Origin of the sequence: Nocardioides alcanivorans, from assembly GCF_021555175.1 — a bacterium.
GTDB lineage: Bacteria > Actinomycetota > Actinomycetes > Propionibacteriales > Nocardioidaceae > Nocardioides > Nocardioides alcanivorans.
In genome coordinates, this window is sequence record NZ_JAKGRW010000006.1 from 103,294 (window position 1) to 116,314 (window position 13,021).

The 13,021-nt window shown below is 68.1% G+C and carries 15 protein-coding genes and 1 pseudogene; 10 read left to right on the forward strand and 6 right to left on the reverse strand.

Going from position 1 to position 13,021, the window contains the following annotated elements; genetic code table 11:
* Positions 1-173: 173 nt before the first annotated feature.
* The 4 genes from L1066_RS03345 to L1066_RS03360 all read right to left on the reverse strand — a co-directional run bounded on the left by L1066_RS03345 (position 174) and on the right by L1066_RS03360 (position 2,137).
* A complete protein-coding gene (locus L1066_RS03345) occupies positions 174-392 on the reverse strand; it encodes a hypothetical protein (RefSeq protein WP_235734967.1) in 219 nt (72 codons plus the stop codon).
* The gene (locus L1066_RS03350; RefSeq protein WP_235734968.1) at positions 389-1,282 is read right to left on the reverse strand and encodes a YihY/virulence factor BrkB family protein; all 894 of its coding nucleotides are present in this window, start codon (positions 1,280-1,282) and stop codon (positions 389-391) included. Before L1066_RS03350 ends, L1066_RS03345 begins: the two co-directional genes overlap by 4 nt.
* Before the next feature lie 198 nt (positions 1,283-1,480).
* Positions 1,481-1,834, reverse strand: a complete 354-nt coding sequence (locus L1066_RS03355) for a hypothetical protein (RefSeq protein ID WP_235734969.1) — start codon at positions 1,832-1,834, stop codon at positions 1,481-1,483.
* Positions 1,835-1,861: 27 nt separating this feature from the next.
* Positions 1,862-2,137 carry a hypothetical protein gene (locus L1066_RS03360; protein ID WP_235734970.1) on the reverse strand — a complete coding sequence of 92 codons (276 nt, stop codon included), beginning with the start codon at positions 2,135-2,137 and terminating at the stop codon, positions 1,862-1,864.
* A 73-nt stretch (positions 2,138-2,210) separates the two neighbouring features.
* Between L1066_RS03360 and L1066_RS03365 the strand changes: the two genes are divergently transcribed.
* From L1066_RS03365 to L1066_RS03405, 9 genes are all read left to right on the forward strand, one after another.
* On the forward strand, positions 2,211-2,426 hold the full coding sequence (locus tag L1066_RS03365; protein ID WP_235734971.1) for a hypothetical protein: 216 nt from the start codon (positions 2,211-2,213) through the stop codon (positions 2,424-2,426).
* A gap of 2 nt (positions 2,427-2,428) precedes the next feature.
* The gene (locus L1066_RS03370; protein WP_235734972.1) at positions 2,429-2,908 is read left to right on the forward strand and encodes a TspO/MBR family protein; all 480 of its coding nucleotides are present in this window, start codon (positions 2,429-2,431) and stop codon (positions 2,906-2,908) included.
* Between the two features lie 155 nt (positions 2,909-3,063).
* Complete coding sequence (locus L1066_RS03375; RefSeq protein WP_235734973.1) at positions 3,064-4,566, forward strand: DUF3375 domain-containing protein; 1,503 nt, start codon at positions 3,064-3,066, stop codon at positions 4,564-4,566.
* On the forward strand, positions 4,563-5,279 hold the full coding sequence (locus L1066_RS03380; RefSeq protein WP_235734974.1) for a DUF4194 domain-containing protein: 717 nt from the start codon (positions 4,563-4,565) through the stop codon (positions 5,277-5,279). The genes L1066_RS03375 and L1066_RS03380 overlap by 4 nt, the downstream gene beginning before the upstream one ends.
* Positions 5,276-5,458, forward strand: coding sequence for a hypothetical protein (locus tag L1066_RS03385; protein WP_235735172.1), 183 nt, complete (start codon positions 5,276-5,278; stop codon positions 5,456-5,458). The genes L1066_RS03380 and L1066_RS03385 overlap by 4 nt, the downstream gene beginning before the upstream one ends.
* Positions 5,431-6,345 carry an ATP-binding protein gene (locus L1066_RS03390; protein ID WP_235735164.1) on the forward strand — a complete coding sequence of 305 codons (915 nt, stop codon included), beginning with the start codon at positions 5,431-5,433 and terminating at the stop codon, positions 6,343-6,345. The genes L1066_RS03385 and L1066_RS03390 overlap by 28 nt, the downstream gene beginning before the upstream one ends.
* Positions 6,346-7,006: 661 nt before the next feature.
* Positions 7,007-8,746: an SbcC/MukB-like Walker B domain-containing protein gene (locus L1066_RS27430; RefSeq protein ID WP_235734975.1), complete on the forward strand. Its 1,740-nt coding sequence runs from the start codon at positions 7,007-7,009 to the stop codon at positions 8,744-8,746.
* 51 nt (positions 8,747-8,797) lie between these two features.
* Positions 8,798-9,181: a hypothetical protein gene (locus tag L1066_RS03400; RefSeq protein ID WP_235734976.1), complete on the forward strand. Its 384-nt coding sequence runs from the start codon at positions 8,798-8,800 to the stop codon at positions 9,179-9,181.
* A gap of 55 nt (positions 9,182-9,236) precedes the next feature.
* Complete coding sequence (locus tag L1066_RS03405) at positions 9,237-10,181, forward strand: MBL fold metallo-hydrolase (RefSeq protein WP_235734977.1); 945 nt, start codon at positions 9,237-9,239, stop codon at positions 10,179-10,181.
* Positions 10,182-10,190: 9 nt separating this feature from the next.
* Here the strand turns inward: L1066_RS03405 and L1066_RS03410 are convergent, their stop codons facing one another.
* Positions 10,191-10,751 carry a hypothetical protein gene (locus L1066_RS03410; RefSeq protein WP_235734978.1) on the reverse strand — a complete coding sequence of 187 codons (561 nt, stop codon included), beginning with the start codon at positions 10,749-10,751 and terminating at the stop codon, positions 10,191-10,193.
* A gap of 240 nt (positions 10,752-10,991) precedes the next feature.
* Positions 10,992-11,342 (reverse strand): hypothetical protein, encoded by a 351-nt coding sequence (locus tag L1066_RS03415; RefSeq protein WP_235734979.1) that lies wholly within the window; start codon positions 11,340-11,342, stop codon positions 10,992-10,994.
* A 422-nt stretch (positions 11,343-11,764) separates the two neighbouring features.
* On the opposite strand from L1066_RS03415, the pseudogene L1066_RS03420 reads away from it, so the two are divergent.
* Positions 11,765-13,017: pseudogene (locus tag L1066_RS03420) on the forward strand (dicarboxylate/amino acid:cation symporter).
* Positions 13,018-13,021 lie beyond the last annotated feature (4 nt).

Here is a 13,021-nt window from a genome sequence, read left to right on the forward strand (position 1 = left end):
CACTCTCCCGGGGCACAGGCACGCCACCAGCTTGGGAGAGGTCTCGACAAGCTCGACCACCGGGGCGAGGGTCTCGAGCAGCGGCGTACGGGCTCGACCAACGACGTACGGGCTCGAGCGGCGGGGTGCAGGCTTGAGCAACGGGGCGGGGCTGGGTGGACGGGGTGGGCGGGTCAGGGGCTGTTGGTCGTCCCTCGGTGTCCCTCGGGTGGCAGTTGCGGCGAGTCGTGCACGTCCTCCGAAGTCGTGGCGTCGACTTCCGGCGGAGTCGGGTTGGCCTCGTGCTCGCTCGCGGTTCCGCGATCGGGGTCCTTCCCGTCCTTCCTGACCTCCTTGCGCTCGGAAGGTCCGGGGTTGTCATGCTCGGATGTGTTCTCGGGGCCAGGGCTCATTCGGACTCCTTTCCTCGGGTGCGTCGAAGTCGACGCCCCTTTGCGATGTCCTCCCGTTCCTTCGCCGCCGCCTTGTCGCTCTTGCGGGTGTCACGGGGCGGGAGCTGGATCGTTTCCTCGGCAGCGATCCCGGCCTGCAGTTGCCGTCCTCGTTCAAGTTCTGCGTCGAGCTCAGCGCCGAACAGGAGCGCAAGGTTCGTGATCCACAACCACAGCAGGAAGACGACCACCCCGGCGAGTGATCCATAGGTCTTGTTGTAGCTCGAGAAGTTGGCGACATAGAGGCCGAAGCCGGCTGAGGCGACGATCCACGTCACGATTGCGACCACTGCTCCGACACTGATCCAGCGGAACTTCGGCTGCTGCACATTGGGTGTTGCGTAGTAGAGGAGCGCCACGATCAGCACCACCACCGCGAGTAGCACTGGCCACTTGGCGATGTTCCAGGCCGTGACCACGCCGGAGCCGACGCCGACCGCGTCACCGACGGCCTGAGCCGCCGGACCGGTGAGCACGAGTCCGACTGCGACGACCGCCACGAGAACGATCGAGACCACGGTGATCAGGAGCATGGTCGGCCGCAACTTCCAGATCGGCCGCCCCTCATCGATCTCATAGATGCGGTTCATGCCACGACTGAACGCTCCGACGTAGCCGGAAGCCGACCACAGGGCCGCAGCGAGGCCGATGACCAGTCCGAGACCTGCATTCGACGCTTGACTCAGCTCCGTCAAGGTGGGCTCGACGGTGTCCGCCGCGCCGCCCGCACCGGTGTCGCGCAGGATCTCCAGCAAGGTGTCGACCGTCTGGCGCTCCTGGCCGGCCAGCCCCACCAGGGACAGCAGTGCGATCGAGGCCGGGAACAGGGCGAGCACCGCGTAGTAGGTCAACGCTGCGGCAAGATCGGTGCACTCGTCGGACGAGAACTCACGCGCGGTCTTGCGCGCGACGTACAGCCATGACTGCTTGGTGAGGTCATCGGGGAGTCCGGTTTGGAGTCGTCGTCGGGATCCGGCTCGCCACCGCGATCGGCCGTGTCGTCTGCCAGCGGAGGATGTGCATGCTTGCCCGGCATCGGCGAACTCCTGTCAGCGCGCGTCGGGCGAGTCGAGCGGGGTCGATTCGGAGTCGTGCCCGCGGGCCTTCTCCTTGGCCATGTCCACGACCTCGCCGGCCTTCTCCTTCACCACAGCTTGGGCGTGGTCCGCCACTTCGCTGGCGGCTTCGCGCGCGTGCTGTGCTTGCTCGGCGACCGCGCCGACGGCTTGCTCTGCAGCCTCCTGGACCCGCGGGTTCTCGCGCACCTCCTGCCACTTCGCCAGGATCTGTTCGTATCGCTGGTGCCCTGCCCGCGCCCCCAGCACGTAGCCGATGCCGAATCCGATGAGTACTCCCAGCTTTCCGCGCACGTCTGTCTCCTTGGCATTGGTGAGGTCACCCATGGCTGTCGCGTGGCGACCCGTCGTGCATCACCGGTGCCCACTCGTCGTGAGTGCATGAGTCCTGGCACGCAACCATTCGGTGGTACCGGGCGCCATCCCGCGCGACTTGGGCGTGTGCTCAACGGGTGTGACGAGGAGGTCCGCCCGGCCAGGCAGAGCGGCCTTGAGGGCGTGGTAGACGACCGAGAGCGTCTCGCTGCTCTCCAGGAGCACCAGACCGGGCGCGATCGGCCGGGCTTCCTGCCACGGGCCGATGAGGTCATCGGGAGGATCCGAGGTCCAGGCGAGGAAGACGGTGGTCATGACAGCCGGTACCCGGCAGAGCGGCCTTCACCAGCACCCCGGCGCGTCGGGGCGACCGGAGTAGGTTGACACCATGACTGAGACACCCGACGAGGACCGCGTCGACACCCGCGCCGAGTTGTTGCCCGAGGAGTTGGCTGGCGGATCCGACGACCCGCACGCCCAGGCCGCCGCCATCCTCGAAGAATCCGATGAGCGCACCGACGACCCCGAGGGCACCCGTCGTGAATCGACGCAGACCCCTGACGACCCGCCCTCGCAGGCCGATCTCGTCGAAGACGGGGAATGAGCATGGAGCCCCGCGCGCTCGTCAGCAGCATCGGACTCCCACTCTCTGCAGCCGCGCTCGGTTCCTTGGCGACTGCTTCCGGCACTCGCAGCTCTTGGTACCGCAGTCTTTCCCAGCCGTCGATCCAGCCGCCGGCAATCGCCTTCCCGATCGTCTGGTCGGTGCTCTATGTGCACTCCGCGATCGCGTCAGGCATGGCCCAGGCACACATGGACGAAGCAGCGGCGCGGTCCTACCGCCGCAAGCTCGCGCTCAACATGACGCTGAACGCCGGCTGGTGCTGGTCCTTCTTCAAGGGCCGCCAGATCGGGCCCTCCGTCGTCGTGGCCGGCGCCCTGACAGCAAGCAGCGTCGACCTCGCGCGCACGGCCGGAGCGGCGTACCGGCCGGCCGGCGGATTCTTGACGCCGTACGCCGCGTGGACGGGTTTCGCGACCGTGCTCAACGCCGCGATCTGGCGCCGGAACCGATCCCGCACCTGAGTCGCTGACTGCTTGGTGTCGGGTGGGTGCTGTGCTGGTGCCGTGATCCCTCCAGTCCCGCTCTCCACAGGTGGCGGCCCGCGCCCACGCACACGGGGCGACTCTGAGAGACTGCCGGGCGGCCCAGGAAGGCCGACGACACGGAGGAAGCCCGAATGAGCGAGATCGTTGCCGAGCTGGCGCGAGTCCAGGGTGCCTTCGCGCAGCCGACGCTCACCTTGCTGCACCAGCGGCAAGCGCCCGTCGTCACCTCGATCTTCCGCACCGTCTTCGGCCGCAGCAACCTGCCGATCCCGACCGCGCGACTGCACACCCAGGTCGACGTGCACCTCGAGGCTCTCCGGCAGGCCGGGCAGGAAGACGTTCCCCCGGGCACCGGCCGCGACCTGTGTCACCGCTGGATGCGTGGGCAGTGGCTGGTGCGCGCCCTCGACGAGACCGGGCAGGAGGTCTATTCGCTCACCTCCCACGCCCAGCAGGCACTCGAACTCGTGAAGACCCTCGCCCGCGACCGGGCCACGCTCAGCGAGCACCGCATCGCAACGATCCTCGGTTCGGTCCGACGGTTCAACGCCGAGGCCAACCCCGACCGTACGACCAGGGTGAGCATCCTCAACACCGAGATCGCCCGGATGACCGCCGAGCGTGACCGGCTGGTGGACGGCGCCGAGATGGTGAGCGCCACCGAGGACTACATGCAGGAGGGCTACGCGGAGCTGCTCTCGCTGATCTCGGCGCTGCCCAGCGACTTCGCCCGTGTCGAGGAACGCTTCGCGGGCATCCGCGCCGAGATCCTCGCAGCCTTCCGTGCTGAGGACCGCCCGCCCGGTGAGGTGATCGACGACTATCTCGCTCGCGCTGACGCCCTCATGACGTCGACCCACGAGGGCCGCGCCTTCGAGGGGGCCTTCGCGCTGCTGCGTGACGACGCACTGGTCGCCCAACTCCGTGGTGACCTCAGCTCGTTGCTCGAGCACCCATTGTCCGACCGGATTCTGGCCGACCACGACCGCGCCGAGCTGCGTGGCACCGTCAAGCTGATCCGTGACGGTCTCGACCGCGCGCTCGCCCAGCGCTCCAAGGTCACCGCGACGCTGAAGGAATACATCGTCGCGCACGACGGCGGTCGCGACCGTGGCCTCGAGCAGACGCTGCGGCAGATCGAGGCCGAGATGATGACGTGGTTGGCCACGACCGGTCCCCGCACCACTCTCGACCTGCAGTTGCTGCCCTCCCGCGTCGGCATCGACCACCTGCGTGAGCGTTTCCACGACCCGGCCGACGACGTACCGCCGGAACCGATCGTCAGCGCAGATCCCGACGACGCCCCGGAGGTGTCGCTCGCCGAGCTCATGGCCCAGGGTGGCCCGCACCTGCGCACCCTGCGGGAGCGCCTCGACCTCCTCCTCACCCGCGAGGACGAGCGCACACTCGGCGAGTTCTTCGACGAGCTCGAGCCCTCGTTGCGCCGACCGGTCGAGATCTTCGGACTCCTGCACCTCGCGGCCGACCACGACTGGGAGCCGGAGGAGGCGCTCGAGCTCTACCGGTCGCTCCGCCCCGACGGCACCGGCCGGGAGTTCGCTGTACCCCGCCTCCCGCTCAACGAACCAGCCAGCCTGACCGACGCCTCCCAGGAGAGCGAGACCACCGCATGAGCACCGACCTCCACGACGACTGGGAGACCGACGACCCCACGGCCGGCGACCTTGTCGAGGACGAGTACGACGACGCGTCCGTCTCGCTCTTCGAGGGCGACGAGGGTGGACTCGAGTTCGCGCAGCGACAGGCGCTGGTCACGCTGATGAAGCAGCGCTTCATCAGTGCCCGCACCCACCCGCGTGACTGGCAGGTGCTGGTCGAGCACGAGCGGGTGCTGCGCTCGCGCCTCAACGACCTCTTCCTCGACCTCGCCGTCGACCGCACCCGCGAGGTCGCCTGGAAGCGCCAGGCCACCCCCGAGACCGGCGGCCGCTTCCCGACCCTGCTCCACGACAGCGCTTGGTCGCGTGAGGAGACGATCGTGCTGGTGCACCTTCGCGACCGCCTTCGCGCCGGACTGGCCAGCGGCGACGCCCGCGTCTACATCGACCGCGATGACATCCTCGACCACATCGAGAGCTTCCGTCCCGTCCACGCCACGGACGAGTCGGGCGACGAGAAGCGGGCCCGCAACGCGGTCCTCAACCTCAACAAGGCCGGGCTTCTCATCAGCACCGCGTCGGAGGAGCGTTTCGAGATCAGCGAGGCCGTCGAGCCGCTGCTGCCCCTTGAGCTGTTGCGTGAACTCCTCGAGACGCTGCGCAACGCCAACGAGACCGAGCCCGAGGCGGTCGATGACGAGCTCTTCGACGAGGAGGACGACGCGTGAGCATCGAGGAGATCGAGCAGGTCGACGAGAGCGAGTTCAACGACGGGCTCTTCGACCACGGCAGTGTCGCCACCCCTCCGACGACACCATGCAGTGGCGCGCAGCCCTGTTGCAGCTCGTCAACTGGGGTGGTTTCGGCGGCCTCACCACCGTGCCCCTCCGCGGCGACACGACGATGATCTCCGGTGCCTCCGGCGTCGGCAAGAGCACGGTCCTCGACGCCTACACGGCGCTGATGATGCCGTCGGACACCAAGTTCAACGGTGCCTCGAACGATGCCGTCGTCGGTCGTGCTCGCGGTGCGGGGCAACGCAACCTGCTCTCCTACTTGCGTGGCGCCGTGGACGTGGTCGACAACCCCCGAACCGGGCGGCCTGAGGAGAAGCTCCTGCGTGGCAAGGGGGTCGACACCTGGGGTGCGGTGGCGATGACCTTCGTCAACGACCAGGGCGGTCGTTTCACGGTGCTGCGCACCTATTACGTGCCTCGCCGGGCGACCCGTTCGGGCGACGTACAGATGCAGCTCGTCACGCACGACGGTCCGCTCGCGCTCGACCAGCTCGAGGTCGCCGTCGCCGAGCGTTTCCACGCGGTCACCCTCAAGAAGCTCTACCCGGGCATCCGCGTACATCGCACCTACGGCGACTTCGCCGCGGTGCTGCACGCCCGGCTCGGCATCGGGGCCGGGGAGACGGTGCCAAGGCGCTGCGCCTGCTGGCGCGGATCCAAGCCGGTAACCAGGTGCGCTCGGTCGACGAGCTCTACAAGGACATGGTCCTCGAGCGACCCGCCACCTACGCCGCCGCCGACCGCGCCATCGAGCACTTCGATGACCTCGACGCGGCCCACAGCGCCATGCGCACCGAGGAGGCCAAGCTCGAACTCCTCGCTCCGATCACCGAACTCCACGAGCGCAAGGGCGCTGCCCTGGCCCGCCAGAAGGCGCTGGACTCGTACGGCGTCACTGCGGTCGGAGACACTCCGCTGCGGATGTGGCTGCTGCGCACCCACCTGCGACTCATCGAATCGGCCGTCGCCACCAATCGCAAGGCGCGCCAGCGGGTGACCGAGGAACTGGCGACGACCCTCACCGTGGAGACCGCACTGGCCGGCGACCTGGAGTCGGCCAAGGAAGCGCACCGAGCAGCTGGGGGATCGACCCTGCAGTCGCTGGCCCTCTCGCTGGAGCAGGAGCGAGTCGTGCGCGACGACCGCCTCGCCCGCCGTGAGGCACTCGCCGAACGGATGTCGCCCCTGATCGACCTCGCTACGACGGCCGGTCATGAGACGAAGTCGGCGCTGAAGGAGGCGGACTCCTTCACGGCGCTGCAGGAGAGGGCCCGGAACTGGATCGACCAGTGGCAGAGCGAGCGTGAGCAGCTTCGTGCTGCTCGTGACGAGGTGCGCGACCGCCGCTACCCGTTGCAGCAACGGCAGGCTGACCTGAAGCAGGAGCGAGTGTCGCTCGAGGCCCGACCCGGTCGCGTGCCCGCCCAACTCCACCAGCTCCGCGAGGAGGTTGCGGTCGCATCAGGGCTTGCTGTGGAGGAGCTCCCGTTCGTGGCCGAGCTGATCGACGTCGCTCCGGAGGAGTCGCGTTGGCGTGGTGCCGTCGAGACCGTCCTCGGCGCCTCGGCCCGTCAGATGCTGGTGCCGCTCGACCGGCTCGAGGAGTTCTCCGCCGCCATCGATGACGTCCGTCTTCGGGGTCGTCTCACCTTCGAGGGGTGCACCTCGACCTGCCCGATCTGGAGCCGACCGACCCCGAGCGGGTCGCGGGCAAGCTCGTCTTCAAGGAGTCGCGCTTCGCGGGTTGGGTCCAGGCGCACGTCGCCGACCCGTCGCGCAACGCGCTCTGTGTCGAGGACGCCTCCGCCCTGGCCGGTCCGGGGTTGCGGGTGACTCTGGCCGGCCAGACCCGCAGTGGCCGCCGTGGCGCCCACGGTCGCAACGACCTGCGCAGCATCATCGGATTCTCCAACACCGATGCGCTCGACGACGTCGACAACGAGCTGACCGACATCGAGGAATCGTTGCAGGCCCTCGACAACGAGGTCGGCGACATCGACCACAGGATCCGGGTCCTCGAGCTCCAGCGCACCGCGTGGGAGGCCGTCGCCTCCGCGCGCTTCGACGACATCGACGTCACGGGCAGCGAGGAGCGCATCGGCGAACTCGAGGGGCGCCGTGAGCAGTTGCTCGGTGCCGATGACAAGCTGCAGGTCCTGCAGTCCCAGATCGACGACCTCGCCGCGCGCCTCGAGACGACCAAGCAGCAGCGTTACGGTCTCAAGCAGCGTCAGCAGCAGCTCAACGGTGAGCACGGAGAGCTCGTCGACTCCGAAGACCTGGTCAAGGACCGCATCGAGGCGATGGAACGCTCCGGGCGGGTGAGCCTCAGCGACGAGCAGCAGCATGCACTCGCCGCCGAGTTCGCGGCCGCTGTCGCTCCGGACGACCCCGATGAGCTCGACCGGTTCCAGACCAACTCCCAGCGGCTGGCTGAGCGGCTCCGCGCTGCCGTCGGCGATGCCGAGGCCGAGGTGCGGCGCACCGAGGACGAGCTGGCGAGCATCTTCCGGCTCTACAAGGCCCGTTGGGAGTCGCCCAACCTCGGCGCCAGCGCTGATGCCTACCCCGACTTCGCACGGATCCTCGTCGACATTCGCAGCACCGGACTGGCCGGCCGTCGGGCGGAGTGGCGTCGTCGCCTCACGGAGTGGAGCGGCCAGGATCTGGTGCCGTTGCTCGGCGCCATGGCGTCGTCGGTGGAGGAGATCGAGGACCGCCTCGAGCCGATCAACGCGATCCTGCGACGGCTTGAGTTCGGGTCCGCAAGCGACCACCTGCGGATCCGGCTGCGCCGACTCAGCCCCGCGCACGTGCAGGTCTTCCTCAAGGACCTGCGGTCGCTGGCCGGCGACCAGGCCGCCGACATCGCCGAGGCCGACCTCGAGAAGCGATTCGCCGATCTCAGCCGTTTCATGAAGCAGTTGCGCAAGCCCTTCGTGGGTGAGGACGGCGCGCCGGTCACGTCCGAGCGCGACCGGCTGCTCGACGTACGTCGCCACGTCGAGATCAGCGCCGAGCGCTACGACCATCTCACCGGAGAGCTGCGTGCGACCTACCGAACGCTGGGGGAGAAGTCAGGCGGCGAGAGCCAGGAGCTGGTGGCGTTCATCGTCGGCTCAGCGCTGCGGTTCCGGCTCGGTGACGAGTTGCGGTCGCGGCCCCGCTTCGCACCGGTGTTCCTCGACGAGGGCTTCGTGAAGGCCGACTCGGAGTTCGCCGGTCGCGCCGTCCAGGCGTGGAAGGGCCTCGGCTTCCAGCTGATCATCGGTGTGCCGCTCGACAAGGTCACCGGGCTCGAGCCGCACATGGACGAGTTGCTCGCGATCACCAAGAACCCGCGCACCCACCAGTCGTGGATCACCCCGATCCGCGACGTCGACGCCGCCGCCGGCTGATCTCCGCGGGTCGGTGCCCGCAGTTGTTCGGGACCCACTAGGGTTTCGAACATGCGTTCGTACGACGAGTGGGAGCCGCAGGCGGGACTCTTCGACCAGGCGCCCACCGTTGCGCCTCCGCGCGCTCGTTCCGAGGCACGTCAGCCGACGCGACACCTGATCAGGCACCGGCTGGCCAACGATGACCTCGTCGAGCACGGCTGGCCGGCTGGGACGCTGTTGATGATCGATCCCGACCGTCGTGCCGAGCGCGGCGACATGGTGCTGGTGCTCGACCGCAACCGTCGACTGGTCGGCAGGCTCGACCGGGAGCTGGGCCGCCCGGCGGTTCGCCACGGGACGGCCACGACCTGGTTGGTCGGCCTCGACCAGATCATGGGAGTCGTTGTCGCGGCGGAGCCAGCGCTCGTCAGCATGCTGGTGAGCGAGGACTGAGCGCCCCAAGGGCCAGGCCAGCTCCACGAGTGGCCGACTTCGCTAAGGTCCGCCCATGCGACTTCCCTGGGGACGACCTGACATCAGCCAGTGGGCCGAGCTGTTCGACGTGCCTCCCGTGGCCGAGCGACCGACCCGGGATGCGCCAGCGGTGACCTTTCTCGGGGTCTCGACGCTGCTCTTCGACGACGGTGAGTCGGCGTTGATGTTCGACGGATTCTTCTCCCGTCCCTCGCTGGTCAAGGTGGGAGTGGGCAAGGTGGCGCCCGACGCGGCTCGGATCGATGCAGCGCTGGAACGACTCGGCCTCGGTCCGGGTGGGCGTTCGCTGGACGCCGTCGTGCCGGTGCACTCGCACTTCGACCACGTCATGGATGCGGCCATGGTCGCGAGGAGGACCGACGCCGTACTCGTGGGTGGTGCCTCGACGGACCAGGTCGGGATCGGCGGCGGACTGCCGCAGTCGCGTCGCCGGATCGTGCAAGCGGGCGAAACGGTGCGGCTCGGGAACCAGACCTTGTGCTTCATCGGCTCCGCCCACTGTCCCCCTGATCGTTATCCGGGAGTCATCGAGACGCCGGTCGTGCCACCGGTGAAGGCTGCTGCCTACCGGTGTGGGGAGACGTGGTCGGTGGTGGTGCGGCACGACAGCGGCCGCTCGGCACTCGTGCAGGGCAGCGCTGGTTTCGTGCCGCAAGCGCTGGACGGCTGCGAGGCCGAGGTCGTCTATCTCGGCGTTGGTCAACTGGGGAAGCACGACGTCGGCTTCATTGCCGACTACTGGACCCACACCGTGCGTGCCGTTGGTGCGCGCCGAGTGGTCCTGACGCACTGGGACGACTTCTTCCGTCCTCTCGACCTGCCCCTGCGTGCCTTGCCCTATGCAGGCGACGACCTCGCCGTGACCATGGGAGTGCTGCAGCGACTGGCTGCCGATGACGGTGTGAGCCTGCACTTCCCGACGGTGTGGCAGACGGAGAATCCGTGGGCCCCGTCCTGATGCCTTGGCCTACTGTCGCGGGAGCGAGGAGTTGTCGGGCTCGCCCTGCCGCGGCTTCGGAACCATCAGCCGCTGGAGTTCCTCGAGGTCCTGGTCGTGGAGCAGGAGCGCGGCCTGTTCCTCGTCCTCGAGGATCGCGAGGAAGCCCGGTTCGCCGCGTGCTTCCAGGATGCGGTTGATCTCGGGCCGACTCTCCTGGATCTTTCGGAGATCCTCAGGGGCGACTGGTTGCTCCTGCAGTTGGGCGCGGTTGAAGACCAGCCGGGTCCGTCCGGCCCACTCGACGAGGGCCGTCAGCTCCCGGTCCGCCGACCTGCGGAGCTCGGACAGGAACACCTCCTGCGCCACGTAGGCGTCCGCCTGCTCGTGCTCCGCCACGAAGCGCGCCAAGCGGTCGGCGAGTGCCAAGGCATCCGATCGTGTGAGTCCACCGAGACGGTGCGAACTCTCCACGACCAGCTGCCAACGGAACCAACGTCGTTCCACGCGGAGGGCCCGCGCCTCGGTGCCGGCGAAGTTGATGTCACCGATCGGAGTCCGGAGCAGTACGTCGTGCGGTGAGACGGTCACGGACCACACCGCGGTCGCCCACGTCCGGGGCCCGGTCACGACTGCCCCCGCAGGACCGCGCCCGAAATGGCGGTGTTCATTTTGAGATCCCCTTTGCCCATGTCTCGCGTGAGACTAGGGGTGCCCTTCGGCTCCCGTGGCCGCATGCCGCGCAATTGTCGAGAGTCGGGACCAAAGATGGCCCCAGTGGGGCTGTCAATCACCCGAACGGTTCATTGACGCGGGCGGTCTCAGGGCACCTCACTCTCCGAGTTGACTCCAGTACGCGCCATCGATCCCCTTCTCCTCGAGGAACGCCTCGAGCTCGTTGGTGGAGTCGAAGCGCGCTGCGACCGCGGCGAGCAGCTCTGCGTCGGCGGCCTCCCGGGGCACGTCGAGGAGCAGACGCAGCTGGATCGTCTCGGCCGGGGTCAGGGTGCGTTCGAACTCGTACTCGCGGCAACCGAGGATTCGTTCCACGCCGGGGCCGGTGTCGTGGCCGGAGAGGATGAAAGCACCTTCGTCGACCGTGATCGCGCGCCACAGCGTGCCGTCCGCGTCGGCATGGTCGGCAAGGACCAGGACGTCTTCTGAGGTGAGTTCTTCGGCCATGCGGAGATTGTCTCCCATGCATCCAGGGGGAGGGGTGCGACCCGGACCACACCGATGTGGGGAATGTCGTGGTGCGCGCCGCGGTTCCATCCCACGTGAGCACCGAATCGAAGAACGAAGGCGACCTCCTGACCCGTCGCCTCGTCGTCGACCTCGGACGGTTCCAGTTGCACTGTTGTCGCTGACGTCCAGGCGCCCGGCCCCTTGGCCCGAGTGCGCGCCTCCTGTCCAGCTCATTCAGTCCAGGTGACACGTCGGCCCGTCGTGGCGACGTGCACCCGCCCCGAAAGGCAACACCCTCCATGGCTTCAACCACGCATGCTGCGACGCCCCAGAAGCGTCGCCTCCGCCTCCCGTCCTTCGGGGTCCAGGTGCTCATCGGTCTCGTGCTCGGCGTCGTGCTCGGACTCGTGGCCCGTTCGATGGGGGCCGACGGCGTCGACGCCAACGGCGAGACCGACCCCAATTGGCTCACCGAGACGCTCACCATCATCGGCAGCACCTTCGTCACCTTGCTGCGGGCCGTCGTGCCGCCCTTGGTGTTCCTCGCCATCGTTGCGTCGATCGCCAATCTTCGCGAGGTCGCAGGTGCGGCACGGCTGGCGTGGAAGACGCTGCTGTGGTTCGCCGGTACGGCCCTGATCGCGGTCGCGATCGGCATCGTCCTGGGACTGGTGATGCAGCCGGGCAACCACACCAGCGTGACAGCCGACGCGGCTGCTGAGCCCGGCAAGACCGGCTCGTGGCTCGACTTCCTCACCGGTCTGGTTCCGGCCAACATGTTCGGGCTGCAGGCCAGCGCAGGCGGTGACGGCTCTGTCGGCCTGTCGTTCAACGTGCTGCAGATCCTCGTGATGGCGATCGCGGTCGGGATCGCTGCACTGAAGGTGGGTGACGCCGCCGAGCCGTTCCTCGGCTTCGTCCGCTCCCTGCTGGCGATCGTCCAGAAGGTGCTGTGGTGGATCATCCTGCTCGCCCCGATTGCAACTGTCGGCCTGCTCGGCAACGCGGTGGCGTCGTACGGGTGGGATGCGCTCGGCTCATTGAGCACGTTCGCCGTCGCGATCTATGTGGGTCTTGCCCTGGTGATGTTCGTCGTCTACCCGGTGCTGCTGCGTCTCAATGGCCTGTCGATCAAGCAGTTCTTCTCCGGAGCCTGGCCGGCGATCCAGTTGGGCTTCGTGTCGCGTTCGTCGATCGGCACGATGCCCGTCACACAGTCGGTGACCGAGAAGAACCTCGGTGTGCCGCGGGCCTACAGTGCCTTCGCCGTTCCGCTGGGCTCGACCACCAAGATGGACGGTTGCGCCTCGATCTATCCGGCGATCGCTGCGATCTTCGTGGCTCAGTTCTTCGGACTCGAACTCGGCGTCACCGATTACCTGCTGATCGCGTTCGTCGCCGTCATCGGATCGGCTGCCACCGCGGGCGTCACCGGCGCCACCGTGATGTTGACCCTCACGCTGTCGACGCTCGGTCTGCCGCTCGAGGGGTGGGCCTGCTGCTCGCCATCGACCCGATTCTCGACATGGGACGTACGGCGACCAACGTGGCCGGTCAGGCCCTCGTGCCGACCATCGTCGCGAAGCGCGAAGGCATCCTCGACGAGTCGGCCTACAACGCCAGCCGCCGCGGTGAAGCCTGGCGTGAAGAGGCTGAGCTGGCCGCTGCCTGACCCC

Excerpts from the sequence above, each read along its gene's own strand:
- L1066_RS03400 (WP_235734976.1), top strand. The coding sequence starts at position 8,798 with ATGCGTTCGTACGACGAGTGGGAGCCGCAGGCGGGACTCTTCGACCAG.
- L1066_RS03405 (WP_235734977.1), top strand. The coding sequence starts at position 9,237 with ATGCGACTTCCCTGGGGACGACCTGACATCAGCCAGTGGGCCGAGCTG.
- L1066_RS03365 (WP_235734971.1), top strand. The coding sequence starts at position 2,211 with ATGACTGAGACACCCGACGAGGACCGCGTCGACACCCGCGCCGAGTTG.
- L1066_RS03415 (WP_235734979.1), bottom strand. The coding sequence starts at position 11,342 with ATGGCCGAAGAACTCACCTCAGAAGACGTCCTGGTCCTTGCCGACCAT.
- L1066_RS03345 (WP_235734967.1), bottom strand. The coding sequence starts at position 392 with ATGAGCCCTGGCCCCGAGAACACATCCGAGCATGACAACCCCGGACCT.
- L1066_RS03370 (WP_235734972.1), top strand. The coding sequence starts at position 2,429 with ATGGAGCCCCGCGCGCTCGTCAGCAGCATCGGACTCCCACTCTCTGCA.
- L1066_RS03360 (WP_235734970.1), bottom strand. The coding sequence starts at position 2,137 with ATGACCACCGTCTTCCTCGCCTGGACCTCGGATCCTCCCGATGACCTC.
- L1066_RS03375 (WP_235734973.1), top strand. The coding sequence starts at position 3,064 with ATGAGCGAGATCGTTGCCGAGCTGGCGCGAGTCCAGGGTGCCTTCGCG.
- L1066_RS03380 (WP_235734974.1), top strand. The coding sequence starts at position 4,563 with ATGAGCACCGACCTCCACGACGACTGGGAGACCGACGACCCCACGGCC.
- L1066_RS03355 (WP_235734969.1), bottom strand. The coding sequence starts at position 1,834 with ATGGGTGACCTCACCAATGCCAAGGAGACAGACGTGCGCGGAAAGCTG.